The sequence below is a fragment of the Bacteroidota bacterium genome (assembly GCA_025059945.1).
Lineage (GTDB): Bacteria > Bacteroidota > Rhodothermia > JANXDC01 > JANXDC01 > JANXDC01.
Window position 1 is genome coordinate 130,827 of the sequence record JANXDC010000004.1, and the last position, 20,850, is coordinate 151,676.

Annotated in this window: 18 protein-coding genes, 1 tRNA gene and 1 other RNA gene; 14 read left to right on the top strand and 6 right to left on the bottom strand. The window is 63.4% G+C overall.

What is annotated here, in order from left to right; translation table 11 throughout:
* The first annotated feature begins 4 nt into the window (after positions 1 to 4).
* The 11 genes from NZ993_02495 to carB all read left to right on the top strand — a co-directional run bounded on the left by NZ993_02495 (position 5) and on the right by carB (position 12,793).
* Positions 5 to 694, top strand: coding sequence for a hypothetical protein (locus tag NZ993_02495; GenBank protein ID MCS7154666.1), 690 nt, complete (start codon positions 5 to 7; stop codon positions 692 to 694).
* Positions 681 to 2,015 carry a FliI/YscN family ATPase gene (locus tag NZ993_02500; protein ID MCS7154667.1) on the top strand — a complete coding sequence of 445 codons (1,335 nt, stop codon included), beginning with the start codon at positions 681 to 683 and terminating at the stop codon, positions 2,013 to 2,015. Before NZ993_02495 ends, NZ993_02500 begins: the two co-directional genes overlap by 14 nt.
* Positions 2,012 to 2,455 carry a flagellar export protein FliJ gene (locus tag NZ993_02505; GenBank protein MCS7154668.1) on the top strand — a complete coding sequence of 148 codons (444 nt, stop codon included), beginning with the start codon at positions 2,012 to 2,014 and terminating at the stop codon, positions 2,453 to 2,455. The genes NZ993_02500 and NZ993_02505 overlap by 4 nt, the downstream gene beginning before the upstream one ends.
* Positions 2,452 to 3,027, top strand: a complete 576-nt coding sequence (locus NZ993_02510; GenBank protein MCS7154669.1) for a hypothetical protein — start codon at positions 2,452 to 2,454, stop codon at positions 3,025 to 3,027. Before NZ993_02505 ends, NZ993_02510 begins: the two co-directional genes overlap by 4 nt.
* 881 nt (positions 3,028 to 3,908) lie before the next feature.
* A complete protein-coding gene (locus NZ993_02515; protein MCS7154670.1) occupies positions 3,909 to 4,862 on the top strand; it encodes a hypothetical protein in 954 nt (317 codons plus the stop codon).
* A gap of 13 nt (positions 4,863 to 4,875) precedes the next feature.
* On the top strand, positions 4,876 to 5,586 hold the full coding sequence (locus NZ993_02520) for a flagellar hook capping protein (GenBank protein MCS7154671.1): 711 nt from the start codon (positions 4,876 to 4,878) through the stop codon (positions 5,584 to 5,586).
* A 5-nt stretch (positions 5,587 to 5,591) separates the two neighbouring features.
* Positions 5,592 to 5,996, top strand: coding sequence for a hypothetical protein (locus NZ993_02525; GenBank protein ID MCS7154672.1), 405 nt, complete (start codon positions 5,592 to 5,594; stop codon positions 5,994 to 5,996).
* Positions 5,997 to 6,081: 85 nt separating this feature from the next.
* Positions 6,082 to 7,431, top strand: coding sequence for a flagellar hook protein FlgE (locus NZ993_02530; protein MCS7154673.1), 1,350 nt, complete (start codon positions 6,082 to 6,084; stop codon positions 7,429 to 7,431).
* A gap of 91 nt (positions 7,432 to 7,522) precedes the next feature.
* Complete coding sequence (locus NZ993_02535) at positions 7,523 to 8,545, top strand: cation diffusion facilitator family transporter (protein MCS7154674.1); 1,023 nt, start codon at positions 7,523 to 7,525, stop codon at positions 8,543 to 8,545.
* Positions 8,546 to 8,840: 295 nt separating this feature from the next.
* Complete coding sequence (carA, locus tag NZ993_02540; protein MCS7154675.1) at positions 8,841 to 9,944, top strand: glutamine-hydrolyzing carbamoyl-phosphate synthase small subunit; 1,104 nt, start codon at positions 8,841 to 8,843, stop codon at positions 9,942 to 9,944.
* A 2-nt stretch (positions 9,945 to 9,946) separates the two neighbouring features.
* Positions 9,947 to 12,793: a carbamoyl-phosphate synthase large subunit gene (carB, locus tag NZ993_02545; GenBank protein ID MCS7154676.1), complete on the top strand. Its 2,847-nt coding sequence runs from the start codon at positions 9,947 to 9,949 to the stop codon at positions 12,791 to 12,793.
* Position 12,794: 1 nt separating this feature from the next.
* Here the strand turns inward: carB and NZ993_02550 are convergent, their stop codons facing one another.
* Positions 12,795 to 15,374, bottom strand: a complete 2,580-nt coding sequence (locus NZ993_02550) for a TonB-dependent receptor (GenBank protein ID MCS7154677.1) — start codon at positions 15,372 to 15,374, stop codon at positions 12,795 to 12,797.
* A 124-nt stretch (positions 15,375 to 15,498) separates the two neighbouring features.
* Here NZ993_02550 and NZ993_02555 point away from each other — a divergent pair, with 124 nt between their 5' ends.
* Both NZ993_02555 and NZ993_02560 read left to right on the top strand, forming a co-directional pair.
* Positions 15,499 to 16,161, top strand: coding sequence for a DivIVA domain-containing protein (locus NZ993_02555; GenBank protein ID MCS7154678.1), 663 nt, complete (start codon positions 15,499 to 15,501; stop codon positions 16,159 to 16,161).
* Positions 16,162 to 16,232: 71 nt separating this feature from the next.
* The gene (locus tag NZ993_02560; protein ID MCS7154679.1) at positions 16,233 to 17,084 is read left to right on the top strand and encodes a purine-nucleoside phosphorylase; all 852 of its coding nucleotides are present in this window, start codon (positions 16,233 to 16,235) and stop codon (positions 17,082 to 17,084) included.
* Positions 17,085 to 17,094: 10 nt separating this feature from the next.
* On the opposite strand, the gene NZ993_02565 is transcribed toward NZ993_02560, so the two are convergent.
* From NZ993_02565 to NZ993_02575, 3 genes are read right to left on the bottom strand one after another with little or no spacing between them, the layout of a single operon-like run.
* Positions 17,095 to 18,429: a tetratricopeptide repeat protein gene (locus tag NZ993_02565; GenBank protein MCS7154680.1), complete on the bottom strand. Its 1,335-nt coding sequence runs from the start codon at positions 18,427 to 18,429 to the stop codon at positions 17,095 to 17,097.
* Positions 18,430 to 18,470: 41 nt separating this feature from the next.
* A complete protein-coding gene (gene metF / locus NZ993_02570) occupies positions 18,471 to 19,430 on the bottom strand; it encodes a methylenetetrahydrofolate reductase [NAD(P)H] (GenBank protein ID MCS7154681.1) in 960 nt (319 codons plus the stop codon).
* A 39-nt stretch (positions 19,431 to 19,469) separates the two neighbouring features.
* Positions 19,470 to 20,111, bottom strand: coding sequence for a CoA pyrophosphatase (locus tag NZ993_02575; GenBank protein MCS7154682.1), 642 nt, complete (start codon positions 20,109 to 20,111; stop codon positions 19,470 to 19,472).
* A gap of 63 nt (positions 20,112 to 20,174) precedes the next feature.
* On the opposite strand from NZ993_02575, the gene NZ993_02580 reads away from it, so the two are divergent.
* Positions 20,175 to 20,615 (top strand): DoxX family protein, encoded by a 441-nt coding sequence (locus NZ993_02580; protein MCS7154683.1) that lies wholly within the window; start codon positions 20,175 to 20,177, stop codon positions 20,613 to 20,615.
* A 4-nt stretch (positions 20,616 to 20,619) separates the two neighbouring features.
* Here NZ993_02580 and ffs read toward each other — a convergent pair.
* Positions 20,620 to 20,720, bottom strand: an RNA gene (ffs, locus tag NZ993_02585) — signal recognition particle sRNA small type.
* 9 nt (positions 20,721 to 20,729) lie between these two features.
* A tRNA-Ala gene (locus tag NZ993_02590) sits at positions 20,730 to 20,803 on the bottom strand.
* Positions 20,804 to 20,850 lie beyond the last annotated feature (47 nt).

Genomic DNA, 20,850 nt, shown 5'->3' on the forward strand with positions numbered 1-20,850 from the left:
GTCTATGGCCGTGTTTGGAGGCGCTGTGATTCGGCGCGGGGCCTTTCGGATGCAACCCGACGCGGCGCAGGTGCAAACGTACGGGCCGCTCCTGTTCCCCGAGCTGAGCGGCGAAGCGGTCGAGGGAGGGCGCATCGAATCCCCAGAGGCCCAAACTCCAGCCGCGGCTCCATCTCCGGAGCCATCCGAGGAAGAGGCGAATCGGCTCGAGCAGGCCCGGGCCGAAGGGTTCTCTGCCGGCTATGAGGCCGCCCGCGCGGAGCTTGAGCTGAGCTATCGGCAGCAGTTGGGAGCCCTGGAGGAGCGCCTGGCAGCCGAGCTGATTCGTCTGCAGGGGGCCTTTGAGTCCTTCTGCGAGGCCATGGCCCGCACGACGGCCGCCCTGGCCCTGCGGCTGGCCGAGAAAATCCTCGACAGCCCCCTGGAGGCCGAAAGCCTGCAGCCAGCCCTGGAGCGCAGGCTGAAGCGGATTGTGGCCTCCGTGGCCCACGTCCAGCCCATTGAAGTGCGTCTCCCCGTGGGCTGGGTCCAGCGGCTAGGGGCGTGCTCCCCCGCCTTACGGTGTGTGGAGGACCCGGAGCTTAAGCCGGGTGAGTTCGTCGTAGAGACTCCGACGGAAAAGTTTGCCCTTCGGTTTCGAGAGGCCTTGCGCAGCCTCGAGGAGGAGCTGCGGTGGACCCATGAGGTGGGCTGAGCTCCATAGGACGTTGGAGGAAGCCATAGACCGGCTTACGGTGGAGCCCATCCGCTACGGGCGCGTGCGCTCTGTAGTAGGCCTTCTCATCGAGGCTGTGGGGCTGGATGCGCCCATAGGCGCGCTTTGCCAGATCGAGCTGGGCGGTGAACGGGTCGTATCGGCCGAGGTGGTGGGGATTCGTGAGGATGTAACCCTGCTTATGCCGCTTGAGGAGATCGTGGGGCTGCGCCCGGGGGCCTGGGTGCGGCGCAGCGCCGAACCGCTGCGCATCCCCGTTGGAAGGGAGCTCTTGGGGCGCGTCGTGGATGCAGCCGGCCGACCTCTGGATGGCCAGGGGCCGATTTTCTGCACGGACTTCTACCCGGTACATCGGGATCCGCCCCCGGCTATGAGCCGGCCCCTGATTCGGGAAGCCCTCTGGACCGGCGTACGGGCCATCGACGGGTTGCTCACGATCGGCAAAGGACAACGGGTGGGCATTTTCGCCGGAAGCGGCGTGGGCAAAAGCGTGCTCATGGGCATGATCGCGCGTCGTAGCGCCGCACAGGTGAACGTGATCGCGCTCATCGGCGAGCGCGGCCGGGAGGTGCGCGAATTTATCGAGGACAACTTGGGTCCGGAAGGGCTGGCTCGCTCCGTTGTCGTGGCCGTCACAAGCGATCAGGCCGCTATGAGTCGGGTAAAAGGCGCTTTTGTGGCCACGGCTATAGCGGAGTACTTCCGCGATCAAGGCCTGGATGTGCTGCTCATGATGGATTCTCTTACGCGCGTGGCCATGGCCCAGCGTGAAATCGGGCTGGCCTCCGGCGAGCCTCCCACTACGAAGGGCTACACGCCGAGCGTCTTCGCGTTGCTTCCTCGGCTGCTGGAGCGGGCCGGAGCTAGCGCCCGGGGTACCATCACGGGGCTTTATACGGTTCTCGTTGAAGGCGATGACTTCAACGACCCCGTCGCCGACGCCGTGCGGGGGATCTTGGATGGGCACATCGTGCTTTCGCGGCGGCTGGCGCACCAGGGGCACTATCCGGCTATCGACGTGCTGGCCAGTATCAGCCGCGTTATGCCGCGCATCGTCTCCCCGGCACACCGGCGCTTGGCCCAAGAGGCCCAAGCCCTGCTGGCCACCTATGCAGAGGCCGAAGACTTGATCAATATCGGAGCCTACGTGAGGGGCTCCAATCCGCGTATCGATTGGGCCTTAGAGCGAATCGAGGCCCTGCGCGCTTTCCTCCGGCAGGATGTGCTCGCCTCGGCTGAGGAGCGGGCGCTTCTGCCCTGGCTAGAGCACATCGTACGAGGCGAGGAGCAGGCCTTATGAGACGGTTTCGCTTTCCTCTGGAGCCATTGCGGCGTCTGCGGGAGCATCGGGAGCGGCTCGAACAGGTGCGTGCCGCCCAGGCGCGCCAGGCTCTGGAGGAGGCGCGCGCGCGTCTGGAAGCCGAGGAGCGGGTCTTTCACCAAACCCTTCAGAGAGGGGTTGCGGGGAGCAAGCTGGCCCTGTGGCAAGCCCTGCACGGGTACATCCTACAGGAGCAACAGCTTTTGCGCCAGCATCGCCAGAGCGCCGCGGAGGCCGAATCGCGTCACGCCGAGGCCCAGAGGCGCCTACTATGGGCTCGCCAGGAGCGGCTTGTTCTAGATCGGCTCCGTGAGCGGGCCCTAGCTGCATACCAACAGGAGCTGGCCCAAAAGGAGGCGCGGCAACTCGGAGAAATCGCCCTAATCCAATACGGGCGACGCCGCAGAAAGGGCCCATGAAGCAGCTGCTGCTTTATATCGGCCTAGGCTTGGGGGCGCCCCTAACTTTCTTGGGGCTTATCTACGGCATGTACTTGCTCTACCCCCGCCTAAAGGGCTACAACAGCCCCGAGGCTTACGTGGCTGCCCTGGATTCCCTGCGGCACAGGCGTGCAGATGAGGACTCCTTGCGGGCAAGCGGACCGAGCTCGCCAGCCGACTCGGCAGATGCCGCGGACTCCGCTGGGACGTCTTCGCGGGACGATTCCTTGTTCTCCGCGGCGCTCTGGGATTCGCTGGCGCAGCTTCGAGCGCGGCTACTTGCACTTGAGGCCGAGGTGGCCGAGCTGCGGCGTGCACGATCGTCCACATCTCCGGTCTCAGGAGGACAAGCTCCGCGTCTGCAAGAACTAGCCACGGCGATTGCCAAGCTCAAGGCCGAAGAGCTGGGTCGCATTTTGGGCCAGCTCGATCACAACACGTTGCGGCAGCTGTTCTGGGAGATCGAAGCTAGCCGACGGCCCGTGCTGCTGCGCGCTCTTCCCCCGGAGCGGGCCGCGGCGCTTATTCAGGATATCGTAAGGAGCCGTTAAACATGGAGCCTCTCTGGGTCGCATCTCCGCTTGCTTGGGGCCTGGCATCCGAACCCTCCAGGGCGTTTGAGGCCGATCCGCCTGGGGATTTCTGGGCTGTGTTGGCCCAATGCGCATCCCTCTGCCCGCCTTGCGCGGCTTCAGTTGGGCCCCCCACACCAGCTGATGTCCCCCTCTGCAGCACATCCGAAGGCGAGCTGCCTGTTCAGGCTCCGGAGGACCCCTCGACCGGCATGCTGGGGGGATCGCCCCTTGCTGGGGTGAGCCCCGCAGGCGCCTTCTTGCTTAAGGCTCAGTCGGGTGCGGATCGGCTTATCGTAGAAGCTCCGGCTTCCTCTGAGGAGGCCTCTGGGGGGGCTGAACTGGATCGGATCGAGCCTGTGGCCGTGGACATCTCTTCGGAGGCCGCGCCCAGCTGGCCAAGGACGGTTGAGCTGGAGGCGGCGGCTACTGCGAGGCAACCTCACCCGCAGCCGACGCAACAGCCCGAGACGGCGAGAGAGCTGCCGTGGGGCGCGCCGCCCGCTTACCAAGGCGAGCCTCTCTTAAAAACGCCCCCTATCCCAGTGAGCCGTACCGAGACTTGGGGCTTAGCCCCTTCTGAGCCGATGGGGCTTGCACCTGAGCCCGCAAAAATCCGACAGGAAGCGCCCCCCGCCTTATGGCCACGGCGAGGCGTTAGCCCGCATGAGCCGGTTTCCTCAGGCGGTCCCATCGGATTTGCAGAGGCTTCCGAGGCCTCGACGCCCCCCCCAGCTGAGCCAAAGCGGCCCACCAAGGGCCCTACTGTGCCCGTAAGCATCGTGTCCGCAGAGCCCGTCGGGGAAAACCGCAGAGCCCCCGCCGAGGCATCCGTCCTTGTACGGATGCTGGAGCCCGCTATGCCCGCGCACTCTCGTACGGAGACAAAGGCCAACGCGCCTGTTCTTCCCGAGGGGGGGCTATCGGCTTGGGGCTTTTTAACCATTAAGGAGGACTGGGCCGCCTACTCGGGGCCGACTCTAGAGCGCGGTGCGCTTGCTGCGGAGGCTAGCTCTCCGGTTTCTCTGGGTCCTCGGGAGCCCTTAACGGATGCGATCGCCCCACCCCAAGCGCCAGATCCCCCTGCGTTTCAGCAGGCCGGCGACGTCCCGGTACCTCAGCAGACCCGTCGCGAGGCTTCCCGGGCCGCGCATGAGGAGCACCTGCGCCTAGAGGGCTCAGCACCGGATGCGACGGGAGCAGAGGCGGTATTACCTGAAAAGCCCCAACCACAAGGTGAGCCGCTTTCGGCGGCTGCGGAGCCCGCTGAGCCCATCCGAGCGCCCGGTTTACCGGCTTTGGAGCGAACCGGTGAAGGACGCGCGCTTGCAGAGGTTCATGGGGAGCGACACCCGGAGCCGACGGCGACAAATCGGCTGGAGCAGGCCCTGCGCGTAGCGGTCGTGCAGGCGCGGACGCTAGCGCTTTCCCCCCCGGTGCGCTTTGAGGTCCGGCTTCCGGAATGGGATGCGGGGTTGCTAGTGGAGCTGCAGGAGCATCCGGATCGGCTTGAGCTTCAGCTTTCGGCTTCGGACGGGAGGCTGCATGAAAGCCTGCGGCACATGCTCGGGGGGCTGCGCGAGGCCCTAGAGCAACGCCTGGGGGTTCGCGTGGAGGTAAACCTGCAAGAGGGCGGGGGTTTCTACGCGGGTGGAGGCGGTCAAGAGGCCCGCTCAGGATGGGAGCGCTTTTTCCCTCCGCGAATGGCCTCTGCAGGGAGGGCTCCGTTTGTGGGGCCGGAACCCGGCCCCACCGGGGAAAACGAACATCGGCCGCGCTGGTGGGGATATAACAGTATCGAGTTTTTAGCCTAGGAGGGTCGGATCTATGCCGACTTCAACGACGGTAAGCCCTAACAAGCCCTCAGGAAGCGCCCCCAAGGGGAATGCTTCGCTGGCACAGGCCGCCGCTCAGCGGGCGCAGCTGAACCGCGATCAGTTTTTGCGGCTGCTTGTGACCCAGTTGCGCAACCAAGATCCCTTCAACCCTTTACAGGGGCAGGAGTTTGCGGCGCAGCTGGCTCAGTTCTCCTCCGTGGAGCAGCTCATTCAAATCAATCAAGGCCTTGCGCAGCACTTTCAGTCCTCAGGCCTGTGGAGTCAGAGCCTGTATCATTTGCTGGCCGCCGGGCTAATCGGCAAAGAGGCCAAAGTGCAGGCTTCCGCCGTTTTCTTTGATGGCGAGCGCCCCGCGCCGATCTCCATGAGCCTGTCGGAGAGGGCCGACGCCCTTACGCTGCGCCTGAAGGACGCCTCCGGACGCGTGGTGCGCACGCTGCAGCTGGGTCCGCATGCGGCCGGGTCCCATGAGCTGCTCTGGGATGGAACCGATGAGCGCGGAAATCGGCTGCCCAGGGGGCTATATCGCATAGAGGTCGAAGCTCAAGCTTCCGGCAAGCCCGTGGACGTCAAGCTCTTTCTTGTGGGCCTGATCACGAAAGTGCAGTACACCGGAGATGGCGCCAAACTCTGGGTGGGGGACATCCCGGTGGATTGGAGCGCCGTTGAGGAGATCCGCCAACCGCAACAAGGGAGGTAGCAGCGATGCAAGTCCAAGAGCTACTGCGTCGGGTAGATCCCGGCGCGCTATCCGGATCTGGGGTTCGCTCGCCTACGCCGCAAACGGTCCCGGGCGCGCAAAGCGCCCCTCCGTTTGCCGAGCTCTTGCGTCGGGCCATGGAAAGTCCTCCCGGGACGGGGGTGCGCTTTTCGGCCCACGCCCTGGAGCGGCTCTCGGAGCGGGACATCCGGCTCAGCCCAGGCGAGCTGGAGCTTTTAGGTCGTGCTCTGGATCGGCTGGCGCAAAAAGGCGCCCAAGATAGCCTTGTCGTGCATCCCCGGGCCGCCTTTTTGGTCAACGTGCCCAATCGGACGGTGATAACGGCTGTGGATCTTGATCAGATGCGGGAGCGCGTTTTTACGCAGATTGACAGCGCGTTGATTCTGTAAACGGGCTGGACCCGAGACGGGAGGCCCGTACACGGCGGAACGACGGAAGCCGTGTTTAAACCCTAAACCCAAAGGAGGTAGCGTCATGATCCGCTCTCTGTACTCGGGCGTTTCGGGCATGCGGTCGCATCAGACTCGTATGGACGTGGTGGGCAGCAACATCGCCAACGTCAACACGATCGGCTTTAAAAGCTCACGCGTCACCTTTGCTCAGCTTCTGGGCCAAAGCCTGCTGGGCTCGGGTCGCGGCGCCGTGGGGGGCAGCATCAATCCGGCTCAGATCGGTCTGGGCGTAGCTGTGGCCTCTATCGACCGGCGCTTTACGCAGGGCTCTTTTGAGTCGACCAACATCGCCTCGGACGTGGCCCTGGATGGTCCGGGCTTTTTTGTGTTGCGCAAGGACAAGGAGATCGTGCTCACGCGCGCGGGCAACTTCCAGTTCAACAACCGCGGTGAACTCGTAAACGTCAACGGGTTCAACGTGCAGGGTTGGACCTTCCAGCCCAGGCTGGACGCCTCTGGCAACATACAGCGCGACGCCGACGGGCGCATTATCTACGATCTGAACCGCAAGCTCACGGATATACGGCTCACAGATTACGGGGTCTCCGAGCCCAAGGAGACGCAGCTGGTCAGGATAACGGGCAACCTAAACGCCTCCTTGCCGCCGTATTCGCCCACGCAGCCGGAGGCCCACACCATCTCTACGGTGATCTATGACGCTCAAGGGGTGGCCCGTACGATGATCGTGGAGTTCCGCCGCACAGGCGCCAGCCAGTGGGACGCTCTGATCCGGGTGCAGGATAACGCAGGCGGTTTCCTCAATATTGGACAACCCACAGGGGCCGTGCCCGCTGACACGGATACCGATGCAGACACCGTGACGGTGCCTTTGCAATTCGACGCTCAAGGTCGGCTGATTCCGTTTGGCAGTGGGGATAGCCGCGTGGAGGTGGAGTTCGATCCGGATGGCCCCGGACCCCTTGGGAATCAGGTCATCCAGCTCGATTTAGGTAGTCTGGTTCAGTATGAGGGGGCCTCTACGGCCCGGGTGGAATCCCAAGACGGCTTTCCCAAAGGGGATTTCGTGACGTTTCGGATCGACTCTCACGGTATCCTGGAGGTGCTCTACAGCAACGGACAGAGAAGGCCGATCGCACAGCTGGCCGTAGGGGATGTGCCCAATCAGCAGGGGCTGGAGCATATCGGGGACGGGATCTTCCGGGCCAATGCCACCTCAGGACCCATCGTCTTTTATAGAGCCAGCGAGGATACGGCCACAACCATGGTAAGTGGAGCTCTGGAGATGAGTAATGTGGATTTGGCGAGCGAATTTACGGACATGATCGTTACGCAGCGGGGTTTTCAGGCCAGCGCCCGCATCATCACGACCTCCGATGAGATGCTCCAGGAGACCGTGCAGCTTAAACGCTAGTCCCCCTGCAAACGCTTTGCATGGCCCGGCCGATCTGGCCGGGCCTTTTTTGTGTCCCGCTCGTATTTTAGAACGTATGGATGCGCATTCTATGCTAGATGTTCCCAATCGCCTGCGGGCCGCTCGCTGGTCGCTTGCGGTGGGCGTTGTGCTGCTGGGGCTCAAGTTTTCAGCCTATCTGCTTACGGGATCGGCTGCGGTCTTGTCCGATGCCCTGGAATCGATCATCAACGTCGTGGCGGCCTTGCTGGCTTTGGTGGCCGTGCACTTGGCCGCCCGACCTCCGGACGCAACCCATCCTTACGGACATGGAAAGATCGAGTTCTTCTCCGCCGGTTTTGAGGGCTCCCTGATCATGCTCGCTGGCGGGGCGATTGGCTACAAGGCCGTCGAGGCTCTGCTTGCGGGGATACCGCCGCAGCGCCTGGAGGCCGGTACCGCTCTTGTAGCCGGAGCCGGACTCGTGAACGCCGCCTTAGGAGGGTATCTTATTCATACAGGGCGTCGGACGCGCTCAGCTACGCTGCGCGCCAGCGGCCATCATGTGCTGAGCGACGCCTACACGAGCGCCGGGGTCGTAATGGGGCTTCTGCTCGTGCGCTGGACCGGCCTGTGGTGGCTAGATCCCGCGGTGGCGATCGCCGTTGGCCTGCACATCCTGCGGGCCGGCTACAAACTGGTGCGTGAGGCCGTAGCGGGGCTCATGGATGAGGCCGATCCCTCCATACTGGAGCGCGTGGCTCAGATTCTGGAGCAAGGTCGGCAGCCGGGGTGGATCGCCCCCCATCGGCTGCGCCTCTGGCGGAGCGGAGCGACGCTGCATGTGGATTTTCACCTCATTCTGCCCTACTACTGGACCCTGCAACAGAGCCATGAGGCCGAGCACGCGATCCATGAGCTGTTCCGGGCTCGGTGCCCGGAGCCGACAGACGTGATCGTGCACACTGAGCCCTGCTGGCCAGCCTGTTGCGCCCTGTGCGCTATCGATTCCTGTCCTGTTCGGCAGGCTCCCTTGAAGCGCCTTTTGCCCTGGAATGGGGACTTGTTGCGCGCCCCTTTAAAGGCCCAATTGGGCGCCGTAGAGGCCCAGACCGAGCTGGAGTACGAGGCCTGAAGTCGCCCCCTTGCGCGCCTCTTCGCTGCGCATATACTTTTGTCCCCGAATCGTATGGGAGCGTCATCCTCCATAGCAATTAGGCGACGACGAGCCTGGAGTGGCATCCAGCTGCGGGGCTCGCAAGCGATCGCAATGCAGAGGTGGCGCGCCGGAACCCGAAGAGCGCAAAGCAACGGATCGCAAGCGGCCCGAGCGCCGCTTTTTTTGTATCCGTAGGCCAGACGCTGATGCGGTCTGGCTTCTAGAAACAGAACGGTATGTGCGCACGGGGGGAATGATGCCGAAAAAGCGCATGCCCGCCAAGCTGGCCTTAGCCGACGGCGTGGTCGTATCGGGATGGGCCATCGGCCGTGTAGGGGAGACGGCCGGGGAACTCTGCTTTAACACGAGCATGACGGGCTATCAGGAGATTTTCACCGATCCTTCGTATTTCGGCCAGCTTATGCTCATGACCTATCCGCACATCGGCAACTACGGGGTCACCGAGGACCACTCTGAAGCCTCCAAGCCGATGGTGCAGGGGGTGATCGTGCGCGCCTTTTCCGCGACCCACAGCAACCTGCACGCGGACACCTCACTGGGAGAGTGGCTGGAGCGGCACGGTATCGTGGGCATCACGGGGGTGGATACGCGCATGCTCGTGCGGCACCTGCGCGAGAAGGGCTCCATGAACGCCGTTATCTCCGCAGTGGACCTGGACAACGAAAGCCTCATACACAAGGCCCGAAGCTGGCCCTCCATGAAGGGTCTGGAGCTGGCCACGCGCGTAAGCACCCCGGAGCCCTACGATCTGCCCGCCGATGGGCCGTTTCGGGTCGCTGTCTATGACTATGGCGTCAAGCGCAGCATCCTGGAGCAGCTGCGCGCGCGCGGCTGCTCGCTGCGCGTCTTTCCCGCCCAAACGCCCCCTGAGGTGGTGCTGGCCTGGAATCCGGATGGCGTTTTCTTCTCCAACGGCCCGGGTGATCCGAACGCCATGCCGTACGCCATCGAGACGGTGCGCCTCTTCCTTCAGGAAACCGACCTGCCCCTTTTTGGGATCTGCCTGGGTCATCAGCTCATGGCCCTGGCTTCGGGCTTTACCGTATACAAAATGCATACGGGACATCGAGGGGCCAATCACCCCGTCAAGAACCTGCGCACCGGACGGGTGGAGATCACCACGCAAAACCATGGCTTTGCCGTGGCCTGGGAATCCGTTGATCCCGCGATCGCACAGGTGAGCCACCTCAATCTGAACGACCGCACCGTGGAGGGGTTGGATTTCGTGGGCCGCAACGCCTTTTGCGTGCAATACCATCCCGAGGCCTGTCCGGGTCCGCACGATAGCCGATATCTCTTCGATGAGTTCCGCGCCCGTCTGGAGGCGTACGTACAGCAGAAGGTGATCGCCTAGCCATGCCCAAACGCGACGACATCCAAAAGGTGCTCATCATCGGATCCGGGCCGATCATCATCGGCCAGGCCTGTGAGTTCGACTACTCCGGCACCCAGGCCTGTCGGGCGCTGCGCGCCGAGGGGATCGAGGTGGTGCTCATCAACTCCAACCCGGCCACCATCATGACCGACCCCATGATGGCCGATCGCGTCTACCTGCGTCCTCTTACGGCGGAGAACGTGCGTGAGGTGGCCCTTCTGGAACGCCCCGATGCGGTGTTGCCCACTATGGGCGGGCAGACGGCCCTGAACCTGGCCGTGGAACTGGAAAACGAGGGCTTCTGGCGCGAACAGGGCATCGAGATCATCGGGGCCGACATCAACGCCATCCGCATCACGGAGGATCGACAAGCCTTTCGCGACCTCATGCTGCGGATCGGCATCGACATCCCCCGCAGCCGGCTGGCTCGTAGCCTATTGGAGGCCAAGGAGATCGCCGAGGAGATCGGCTTTCCGCTCGTGATCCGCCCCTCTTTCACTCTGGGCGGCACGGGGGCCGGGATCGTTTGGACGCGCGAGGAATTCGAGCGTAAGGTGCTTCGGGGCCTCCAGATGAGCCCGGTCCACGAGGTGCTCATCGAGGAGTGCATCTACGGCTGGAAGGAATTCGAGCTAGAGCTTTTGCGGGATCGCAACGACAACGTCATCATCGTCTGCCCGATCGAAAACGTCGACCCCATGGGCATCCATACGGGCGATTCCGTTACGGTGGCCCCGGCGCAGACGCTTACGGACCGGATGTACCAGCGGATGCGCGATATGGCCATCCGCATGATGCGGGCCATCGGGAACTTCGCCGGCGGCTGCAATGTGCAGTTCGCCGTCGATCCCAAGACCGAGCGCATGGTGGCGATCGAAATCAACCCGCGCGTGAGCCGTTCTTCGGCCCTGGCCTCCAAGGCTACAGGTTACCCGATAGCCAAGGTCGCCGCCCGGCTCGCCATCGGCTACACCTTAGATGAGCTGCCCAATGACGTAACGGGTACCACAAGCGCCTGCTTTGAGCCGGCTATCGACTACGTGGTGGTCAAAATCCCACGCTGGAACTTCGACAAATTCCCGGGGGCCGACGAGGAGCTCGGCATGCAGATGAAGGCCGTAGGCGAGGTCATGGCCATCGGCCGAACCTTCGCAGAAGCTCTGCAGAAGGCCTGGCAGTCGCTTGAAGTGGGCCGCGCTGGGCTCGGCATGGACGGCCGCGACGTGTTGGATCCGAAGCTCTTGCGTCAGCGCCTGCGCCGCCCTTACTGGGATCGGCTTCTGCAGATCCGCAACGCCTTCGCCTTGGGCGCCTCCGTAGAGGAGGTGTGGGATATCACGCGTATTGATCCGTGGTTTTTGCACCAGATCCGCTACTTGGTGGAACTGGAACGCGAAGCCCGGCGCCACAGCTTGCGCACACTGCCGCGCGATTTGCTCCTGGAGCTCAAGCAGGCGGGCTTCTCCGACGCCCAGATCGCCTATCTGTTGCAGGACAGGCCGAGCGAAGAGGCGGTGCGGCAGCTACGCCTGTCCATGGGCCTTCGCCCCGTCTTCAAGCTCGTCGATACCTGCGCGGCCGAATTCCCCGCCGAGACCCCGTATTACTACTCGACCTATGAGCGCGAAGACGCCTGGGGCAACCCCCCCGAAAACGAGTCCATCCGCACCGAGCGCCCCAAGGTCGTCATCCTGGGCAGCGGCCCCAACCGGATCGGCCAGGGCATCGAGTTCGACTATTCCTGCGTGCACGGCGTTTTGGCCGCGCGCGATGAGGGTTATGAGGCCATCATGATCAACTGCAACCCCGAGACGGTCTCCACGGACTTCGACGTGGCCGATAAGCTCTACTTTGAGCCCCTCTATTGGGAGCGCGTCTGGGATATCCTGGAGCACGAACGGCCCATCGGGGTGATCGTGCAGCTTGGGGGGCAGACGGCCTTGAAGCTGGCTCAAAAGCTGCACGAACACGGCATCCCGATTCTGGGCACGCGTTTCGAATCGCTCGATCTGGCCGAGGACCGGGGTAAGTTCTCTGCGCTGCTTAAAGAGCTTGGTATCCCGTATCCTCCTTATGGGGTGGCCCATTCAGTGGCCGAGGCCATTGAGGTGGCGCATCAGATCGGCTATCCTGTTCTAGTCCGGCCCAGTTACGTGTTGGGCGGACAGGGGATGCGCATCGCGGTCAACGATGAAGAGCTGGCGGCCTACGTGCAGCGCATCTACGAGATGCTGCCCGATAACGTCCTGCTTATCGATCGCTTTCTGGAAAACGGCATCGAGGTCGATGTAGACGCGCTCTTCGACGGCGAAGAGCTCTACATCGGCGGCATCATGCAGCACATCGAGCCGGCCGGGGTGCATTCCGGCGACTCCACGGCCGTGCTGCCCCCGTTTTCCCTCTCCGAGGAGGTTCAGGCCGTAATCCGCGACTACACGGAGCGCATCGCGCGACGGCTTGCGGTCGTGGGGGCGATCAACGTGCAGTTCGTCGTGCAGGGGCAGACCGTCTACGTGATCGAGGCCAATCCGCGCGCCAGCCGGACGGTGCCGTTTGTGGCCAAGGCCACGGGCGTGCCTCTGGCGGACATCGCCACGCGGCTGATGCTGGGGCGTAAGCTCCGGGAGTTCCGGCATCTGCTGGTGCCTCGTTTGGATGGGTATGCGATCAAGGAGCCCGTCTTCTCCTTCGAGAAGTTCCCCGAAGTGGAGCGCGAGCTCGGTCCGGAGATGAAATCCACAGGCGAGGCGATCGTCTTCGTGCGCGACCTAAAAGACGAACACTTCCAGCGGCCTTATAAAATACGCTCTCTGTATTTGAGCCGCTGAGTCAAAAAGCCACGCTAAGGCCCAGCGTGGGCAAGATCGGAAACATCGTCGTGGCCTCCCGCACCAGACGCGGGGGATCTGCGGGTCGGCTGGGGTCTAGCTCCACCCGATAGCGGTAGGCAAGCACGTTTTTGCGGTTGTAGAGGTTGATCACGTCCAGGTAAAGCTCCCAGCGGCTTGGACCCCATGCGGCGCGATAGACCGCGCGCACATCTAGCCGATGGTAGGCGGGCAGACGGGCGCTGTTGTATTGGGATTCCAAACCGAAAACAGGCCGGTACCGCACAAGCCCCGTGCGCGCGTTCGTGGCCAGACGCACCTGAGGAGGTTGGCTTGGATCGGCCGCGTTGAGCTCGCTCACCACTAGGGGTTCATATCCGATGGCCGGCGTGTAGGGGAAGCCCGAGCCGTAACGCCAGGTGAGGCCCAGTTCCCAGGATCGGTTCAGACGATACTGCAGCACGACGTTGGCTACGTGCCGACGGTCGTAGTTAAAGGGGATCGCGTAGCCGTCCCGTTCTCGGTAGGCGCGCGCGTAGGCGTAACTTAGCCAGCCGTTAAGCCGGTCTTGGGAGCCGGCCCGGCGTTTCTCCAGAAGCAGCTCCACTCCGTAGGCGCGACCGCGACCGGCGTTTACCGGGATGGCTTCGAGCACCTCTTCATAGTTCTGTACGAGCCTATATGCAGCTGGGTCGTTGGGGCGGTCCTGCGTATCGGGCAGGCGCACCGCGCGCCAGACGGGTCGGATGGTTTTGCTTTGCACCAGCAGATCCCGCAGGGCTTTGTAGTATCCCTCCAGGCGCAGCACCCAACGGGCATCTAGCCAGCGCTCTAGACTCAATACGTAGTGGGCGGCTGTTTCCGCCTGCAGCCGCCTTAGCGCCTGGGGGTTGGAGAGGTCGAATACCACGCTCTGATCGATGATCTTCTCTAGACCCGGCGATTGCCGAAACAGACCCCAGGCCAGGCGCAGCGTGCTCTGGGCGTCTAGCTGATAGGAGGCGTTCAGGCGGGGCGAAAGGTAAGCGCGTCCGAGCAGGCCGTAGTAATCCAGCCTCAGCCCGGGTTGCAGGTACAGGCGCTCCCCGAGTTGTACGCGGTCTTGCACGAACGCATGCCAGCGGCCGTAGGTTGTGCGCTGCTCGATGCGTTCCGGAAACGCGCCTGGTCCGCGCGGCAGGCGCTGTACGGCTTGGAAAAGGGCGCGCGAGAACTCATTTAAAAACCGCAGCTCATACGTAAGCCCGTTTTGCAGCCAATCCGTGCCGAATCCTGCCTCCAGAAAATGCCGCCCCCAGCTGCGAAAAAGCCGGGCTGACAGGCTCCACTTGGTAAAACCGAAGGACTGGTCGTATTCGAAGTTAAAGGTGTTCACCGTGTCGCGCACGACCACTTGAAGGTCGCGGGAGGCGTCTCGGGGTGTGAACTCGCCTCCGAAGTTGCTGCGCCCCCCGTTGCGATACCAAGAGCTAATCCAGCGCATCCCCCAACGGCCCGAGGGCGAGTAGGTCCAGCTTAGGCTCAGCACGTCGTTGCGCGTGAGATCCTGAGCCTCCAGGCGCCGAACCGCGCTGCTGCGGGCTGAGGTGTCCCGGTTGACCGTGTACAGGTCAAACGCATCCCAGCTGAAAATGCCCAGCAGCGACAGCGTATGTCCGGGCCGCGGGCGCAGCACGAGCTTGCTCTGCAGGTCCGTGAAGTTCGGAAAGGCCACATCGCCCTGAAGCAGGCCGGCGGCTTTCACGATGGGTCCGACGATGAGGTCGTAGTATGTGCGCCGGGTGGTGAGCAGCCACGAACCGTCCCAGGGCAGTCGGCCCTCGACGACGAGGTTAGCGTTGGCGATGTTGATGTTGAGGTTGCCGGAAAGGGCCGCTGTGCGCACGCCCTCCCGTTGGGTTACCGCAAGCACGCTAGAAAGCCGGTCCCCGTATCGGGCCGGGAACCCACCCGTTAGCAGCGTGATGTCCTCGACTACGGCCGGATTGAACATGGAGATCGTGCCATAGAGCCGATAGGGATTGAAGACTTCCACCTCATCGATGAGGATAAGGTTTTGATCTGGCCCCCCGCCCCGAACCGTGAGCTGGGCGCTAAAATCGGCCGTGGCGATCACGCCGGGTATTACCTGCAGAGCCCGCAGCACGTCCTCCAGGCCTCCGGCGAGCGCCTTGGCCGCGCGCGGCTCCAGGGAGACGACGCCGGACTCGGTCTGGCGGGCGTCGCGTACGATCTCGGCTGTCACCTCTACGGGGGAGATCTCCAGGCTACGCTCCCGGAGGGCGAAGGTGATCTGTACCGTCCCTCCCGGCGGCAGCGTGACGGTCTGCTCAGCCGGCTCATAACCCAGCATGCGCGCTTGTAGTCTATAAGTGCCGGGCCGAAGGCCGGGGAGCCGAAACCGGCCCTGGGCGTCGGTTGCGGTGCCCACGGAGGTGCCCAAAACGAGCACGGAGGCCCCGGCAAGCCCCTCTTGTGTGGAAAAGTCCACCACGCGCCCCTGTACAGTGGCCGGTTGCGCCGAGGCCGAAAAGGGAAGTAAACAGCCTAGTAGCCCTGCGCGCAGAAGGCAGCTTCTCATTCTGGGGGGTCTCCTGTTGGCTTCCAACGGCTAAAACCCCGTTCCCCCCATGTGGGGTTTCCCGACGGTTGCGCAGCAGGCTGAAAACGGCCATATTAGGAAAGTGCCACCGGGGGGCGTCCAGATGCGGCTAACGGCTGGTGACATTCGCAAGCAGCGTTTTGCGCGTCGTGTGCGCGGATACGATCCCGGCGAGGTTGAGGCGTTTCTAGGGGCTCTAGCGACCTACTGGGAGCAGCGGGAGGAGGAGCTGGAGAACCTGCGCCGCCAGGTCCGCGAGCTTCAGGAGCGCCTGGAGCATTATCAGAAGGTTGAAGAGGCCCTGCAGCAGACCCTGGCCACCTCACGCGAGATGGCCCGCGAGGCCTTAAGCAACGCCGAGCGCCGCGCTCAGGTTTTGCTGGAGCAAGCGGAGCTCAAGGCGCGTCAGCTCTTGTTGCGCGTCCACGAAGAGCGGACGCGCCTGCAGACGCAGCTAGCCCGCTTGATCGCGCAGCGGCAGGAGATCCTGGCGCGGATTCGATCCCTGCTGGAATCTGAGCTGCGGCTTCTGGAGCGTTTCGAAGCTGAGGCATCCGGGGATGTCCCCGAGCTGGAGAGGGCCTCGCAGCAGGAGATGAAGACCGAGCTAGCGGCTATGGCTTCCGCGCCAGCCTTCCCCGAACCCTCGGCTGAGCCTTCCCCCTCGGATGCGCCCGCTGCTCTGCAGAAGCTGGAGCCTCGCTCCGCGGTGGCCTCGGAGGAGGAGATCCGGCAGATCCGACGCATTTTGGACCAACTCGAATAGATCTTGCGCCGCCTTGGGCGGTCCCCTCAACTTCGCTTCCGATGGCGCATCTTAAGTCAAGGGGGTTGCGTATGCCGATTTCAGTAGAGGAGCTGCGCAGGCAGCTTGCGGAGACAGTGACGTTGCTACGGGCCCGCACGGCCCTGCGGCCCCGCGTGGGTATCATCCTAGGAACGGGCCTGGGGTCGCTGGCCGAGCATATCGAGCTGGAACTTGTTGTGCCCTACGAGCAGATTCCACATTTTCCCCTGTCGACGGTTGAAAGCCACACCGGACGGCTGCTTTTCGGGCATCTGGAGGGACATCCTGTGGTGGCCATGCAGGGGCGCTTCCATTACTACGAGGGCTACACGATGCAGCAAATCACATATCCGGTCCGGGTCATGAAAAAGCTCGGGGCCGAGATGCTCTTCGTCTCCAACGCAGCCGGCGGCATGAACCCACTTTTCCGTCGGGGGGACGTGATGCTGATCGTGGACCACATCAACCTGCTCGGGGATAACCCCCTGATCGGGCCCAACGATCCGGAGCTGGGGCCCCGCTTCCCGGACATGAGCGCCCCATACGATCCGGAGCTCTGCCGCCTCGCGGAGGAGGTGGCCCTGGAGGCCAAGATCAAGCTACAGCAGGGCGTCTACGTGGCCGTGGCCGGCCCGAACCTGGAGACGCGCGCCGAATACCGGTTTCTGCGGTGGATCGGCGCCGACGCGGTTGGGATGTCCACCGTGCCGGAGGTGATCGTGGCTCGGCACATGGACATGCGCGTGCTCGGTCTTTCCGTGATCACGGACGAATGCTTTCCGGAGGCCTTAAGGCCCCTTACGCACGAGGAGGTCGTCGCCGCGGCGCAGGAGGCGGAGCCCAAGCTTACGGAGATCTTCCGGCGCGTGCTGCGCAGGCTGGCCAGCTCGGATAGGCCCTGAAGGCTTTTATTTAGTTGACGTGCAGCCGCAAGAAACCGCCAGCCCCGGCGCGCCAGCCCGGTTCGCGCGGCAGCGGCCGATGCAGGAGGAACTCACCTCCAAGCGATACAAACAGCACGCGCACCCCTAAGAGCACATGAAGCTCATAGGTGAAGGCCTCAAAATCGAGAGGGGCGATGCCGTAGCGCACCGAGGGCACGAGCACCCAACCGAAAGCCTCGTATGGATCGGTGAAGTTGAGGCCTAAGCTGCCGAAGAGATATCGCCACTCGGGGCCCAGGTCTTGGCTGTAGCCCAAACCGGCTTGCAGGGGGCTGCGCAAGAGCCGAACCGTAACCTGCGCGCTCCAATACGTCTGCCGGCTCGCCCAGGCGGGTCGCATCCGCAGGGGGCCTGCAAGTTGAAGCGGCATCCACCAACCGTAGCCGGCCTCTAGCTGCCACCAGAGAAGCTCCTGCTCGTAGCTCTGCCGCAGCGCGCTGGCCGAGCGCTGAACCGTTTGCCGAAGGTCTTGCTCCAGGGCGCGTTGGCGCATGCGGGCGGCTTGGGCCGGTTGTCCCGCTCGCTCAAAAAGGTCCGCTAAGGCCCGATAGGCGGCGGCCGCATCCGCTGTTTTTGCGGCTAGCCCGACGGCCTGGTACAAAGCGGCGCGCGCGGCGGCTACGTCCCCCTGGGCTAGGTGCGCTTCCGCTAGCCCTGTGAAGGCCTCGAATCCCAACCGGCGTGTGGCGAGCTGAAAGTAGGCCAGAGCCTCTTCCGTACGGCCCAAGGCGAGGTAGCAGCGGCCTAGCTCAAGGGCCAAAGCCCATTGCAGGCTATCCGGGGCGTTTAACCGCTCCAGCTGCTCACGCCGGGCCTCCAGGACCATACAGAGGGCTTCCCGGTAGGTGCGATCAGCTCGTAAGGCCAGCAGCCGCTGCAGAGTGGCCGCAGCCTCCGCAGGCTGCCCTAACGCGAGATAGGCCCGAGACAGTAGCTCAAGCCGCTCCGGCTGATCGGGGGCAAAGCGCTGGACCAACTCCAGGGTCTCGAGCGCATTTCGGGGTTGCTGCGTCTCCAGATAAATGCGCGCCTTGGCTAAATAGGCGGGGACGTAGCCGACATCCAAGCGCAGGAGCTCGTTGTAGGCCTCCAGGGCCTCCCAAGAGCGGTTGAGCCGCCGCAGGCATTGACCTAAGCTGTCCAAGGCCACGGTCGCCGAACGCACCCGTCCGGTTTGCGCAAGCAGGCGCGCGGCGGCGCGGTACAGCAAGGCGGCCTCCGCCAAGCGCCCCCGTCCGCTTGCCTCCAAGGCGCGTTCCAGATGCCGCTGGGCCTCTTCGACGGCGCCTTGAGCGCGCGCCATCCCCGCAAGCAAGCACGCGCACAGCAAGCAGCTCAGTGGCTTCAGGCCAGCTTGCGCAAGCTCTCTACGACGCGGATAACGGCTGAGGTGTCCTGCATGATGTAAAAATGGATGCACGGCACCTTATGCTCCATGAGCTCTGCGCATTGCCGAACCGCCCACTCCACTCCCACGTCGACGACGCGTTCAGGAGGCGTGCGCTCCACCTCTGCAGCCAGCTCCTCCGGGATCTCCACGTGAAAATGGCTGGGGATGCTCACAAGGTGTGACTTTTTCGTGATCACCTTCAGGCCCGCTATGATGGGCACGGTGATGCCAATGGCGCGGCAGCGGGCCACGAAGTCGAAAAACCTCCGGTTATCGAAGAACATCTGCGTGACGATGTAGTGGGCCCCGGCATCGATCTTCTCTTTTAAGTGCTTGAGGTCCCGCTCCAGGTTGGGGGCCTCGAAGTGCTTCTCCGGATAGCCCGCAACCCCGATGCAAAAATCCGTGGGCGCGGCGTCCAGGAGATCGGGTTCCAGGTAGCGGCCCTGATTCATGTTTACGATCTGACGCACCAGATCCACGGCGTACTCGTTGCGCGTGCGTCCGTCGGTGAGCATCTTACGATATCCTGGATCGTCCCCTCGCAAGGCCATAACGTTGTGGATGCCCAGGTAGTGAAGCTCAATTAAGGCGTCTTCGGTTTCCTCGCGGGTGAAACCGTGGCAGAGCAAATGCGCTACGGTATCGATGTTGTAGCGGTTTTGGATGGCCGCGCATAGGCCGATCGTGCCGGGGCGTTTGCGGATCACGCGACGCCGCCAAGTGCCGTCGGGCAGCTCTTCGTACTCCACCTGGGCCGCATGGCTGGTGACGTTGATAAAGGGCGGATTTAAGGGCAGCAGGCTCTCCACAAGGGCGAAGATGTGCTGAATGTTTCCCCCCCGCTTGGGCGGAATGATTTCGTAGCTCACAAGTGTCTCGCGAGCCCGCTCAAGGTGTTCGATAACCTTCATGGCTCCCTTTGGAGGGCTTCAGTGCAACTTCGGAGGGTTTTACCTAAAGTTGCAAAAAGCCGACCTGGAGCTTCGCTGGCGCAGCAGCGCCCGCAGCTCACATAGGATCATAGCCGTGGCCCCCCAAACCGTCTCCCCGCCAAACCGGAAACAGCCCACGCGCTGCGGGCGGCCGTGCAGGGTCCAGGTTTCCAATCGAAAGCGGCCCGGATCCAGTAGCGCGCGCGTGGAGACCTCTAGCACCCGGGCCACTTCGCGCCCATTCGGCCGCAACAGAGGCGGATGCGGTTGCCAGCCCACCACGGGGGTGACGACGAAGCCGGATGCGGGGATGTAGACCGGACTTAGGCGGCCTAAGACCTCAACGGCCAACGGATCCAGCCCCAACTCCTCGGCCGCCTCCCGCAAGGCGGTGGCCTCCGGAGAGGGATCGCATGGCTTCTGGGCCCCACCCGGCAGCCCGATCTGGCCGCGATGCACGGGCAGGTTTTCCGGACGCTTTTCCAAAAGAAAGCACCAACGCCTCGGCCGAGGGTAAAAGAGCACCAGCACGGCCGCTGGACGGGCCCCCGGCTCACAGCGAGCCACCCGATCCGGAGCATCGGGAAAGGCTTCGCGCTGCGCCTCGGGTCCGGGTAGAGGGCCCTTGAGCAACTGGCCAAGCCTTGCGATCCAGCGCATCGCGCATTTACCTTCCTTTTCAGGCCCCGGTTAATATAGGGGCGAGAAGGACTCGGGGCGTATATGCGATTTGCTTGTCCGATACTGGAGTCGCTCCCCTCCTACGCATGGGTGCCCCTGCGCGTTTTGGCCGGGCTCGGCATGATGACCCACGGTTGGCCTAAGCTCTTTGAACCTGGCCGTTGGGAGCGCTTTGTGGATTCCGTAGAACGGATGGGCTTTCCGGTCCCGGAGTTCTTCGCCGCCGCGGCCGCTCTTTCGGAGCTCATCGGCGGTGCGCTGCTCGCCCTGGGGCTAGCCACGCGTCCGGCCGCGGCCTTTATTCTGATCACGATGACCGTGGCCGCCTTCTGGCGCCACGCCGGTGATCCGTTTGCGGAGCGCGAATTGGCGTTGCTGTACCTGTTTGTGGCTTTGGGCTTTCTGCTGTACGGAGGGGGAAGGTATTCCCTGGATGCCTGGATGGCTAAGCGAAGCCGGTCTAAGGCGAAGGTAGGCGCATAAAAAATGAGGGTAAGCTTCCCTGTATCGCGCCGCTGCGACCGCCTACCGTTGCTCCCTTCCGGGCCTGGCGGGGTTCAGCGGGAGCTGGCCGTACAGGACTTACCCTTCTTGTTGTGGAGCTGAGGGGATTCGAACCCCTGACCTCCAGAGTGCGATTCTGGCGCTCTAGCCAACTGAGCTACAGCCCCGACGCAGGAATTAAATATACGCTTGGGTTTCCGGAAGGCACAAGTCC

What these genes read in the sequence shown, in the direction of transcription:
- NZ993_02505 (MCS7154668.1), top strand. Translation starts at nt 2,012, where the DNA reads ATGAGACGGTTTCGCTTTCCTCTGGAGCCATTGCGGCGTCTGCGGGAG.
- carB (MCS7154676.1), top strand. Translation starts at nt 9,947, where the DNA reads ATGCCCAAACGCGACGACATCCAAAAGGTGCTCATCATCGGATCCGGG.
- NZ993_02555 (MCS7154678.1), top strand. Translation starts at nt 15,499, where the DNA reads ATGCGGCTAACGGCTGGTGACATTCGCAAGCAGCGTTTTGCGCGTCGT.
- NZ993_02500 (MCS7154667.1), top strand. Translation starts at nt 681, where the DNA reads ATGAGGTGGGCTGAGCTCCATAGGACGTTGGAGGAAGCCATAGACCGG.
- NZ993_02530 (MCS7154673.1), top strand. Translation starts at nt 6,082, where the DNA reads ATGATCCGCTCTCTGTACTCGGGCGTTTCGGGCATGCGGTCGCATCAG.
- NZ993_02535 (MCS7154674.1), top strand. Translation starts at nt 7,523, where the DNA reads ATGCTAGATGTTCCCAATCGCCTGCGGGCCGCTCGCTGGTCGCTTGCG.
- carA (MCS7154675.1), top strand. Translation starts at nt 8,841, where the DNA reads ATGCCCGCCAAGCTGGCCTTAGCCGACGGCGTGGTCGTATCGGGATGG.
- NZ993_02520 (MCS7154671.1), top strand. Translation starts at nt 4,876, where the DNA reads ATGCCGACTTCAACGACGGTAAGCCCTAACAAGCCCTCAGGAAGCGCC.
- metF (MCS7154681.1), bottom strand. Translation starts at nt 19,430, where the DNA reads ATGAAGGTTATCGAACACCTTGAGCGGGCTCGCGAGACACTTGTGAGC.
- NZ993_02560 (MCS7154679.1), top strand. Translation starts at nt 16,233, where the DNA reads ATGCCGATTTCAGTAGAGGAGCTGCGCAGGCAGCTTGCGGAGACAGTG.
- NZ993_02525 (MCS7154672.1), top strand. Translation starts at nt 5,592, where the DNA reads ATGCAAGTCCAAGAGCTACTGCGTCGGGTAGATCCCGGCGCGCTATCC.
- NZ993_02495 (MCS7154666.1), top strand. Translation starts at nt 5, where the DNA reads ATGGCCGTGTTTGGAGGCGCTGTGATTCGGCGCGGGGCCTTTCGGATG.
- NZ993_02515 (MCS7154670.1), top strand. Translation starts at nt 3,909, where the DNA reads ATGCCCGCGCACTCTCGTACGGAGACAAAGGCCAACGCGCCTGTTCTT.
- NZ993_02550 (MCS7154677.1), bottom strand. Translation starts at nt 15,374, where the DNA reads ATGAGAAGCTGCCTTCTGCGCGCAGGGCTACTAGGCTGTTTACTTCCC.
- NZ993_02575 (MCS7154682.1), bottom strand. Translation starts at nt 20,111, where the DNA reads ATGCGCTGGATCGCAAGGCTTGGCCAGTTGCTCAAGGGCCCTCTACCC.
- NZ993_02580 (MCS7154683.1), top strand. Translation starts at nt 20,175, where the DNA reads ATGCGATTTGCTTGTCCGATACTGGAGTCGCTCCCCTCCTACGCATGG.
- NZ993_02510 (MCS7154669.1), top strand. Translation starts at nt 2,452, where the DNA reads ATGAAGCAGCTGCTGCTTTATATCGGCCTAGGCTTGGGGGCGCCCCTA.
- NZ993_02565 (MCS7154680.1), bottom strand. Translation starts at nt 18,429, where the DNA reads ATGGCGCGCGCTCAAGGCGCCGTCGAAGAGGCCCAGCGGCATCTGGAA.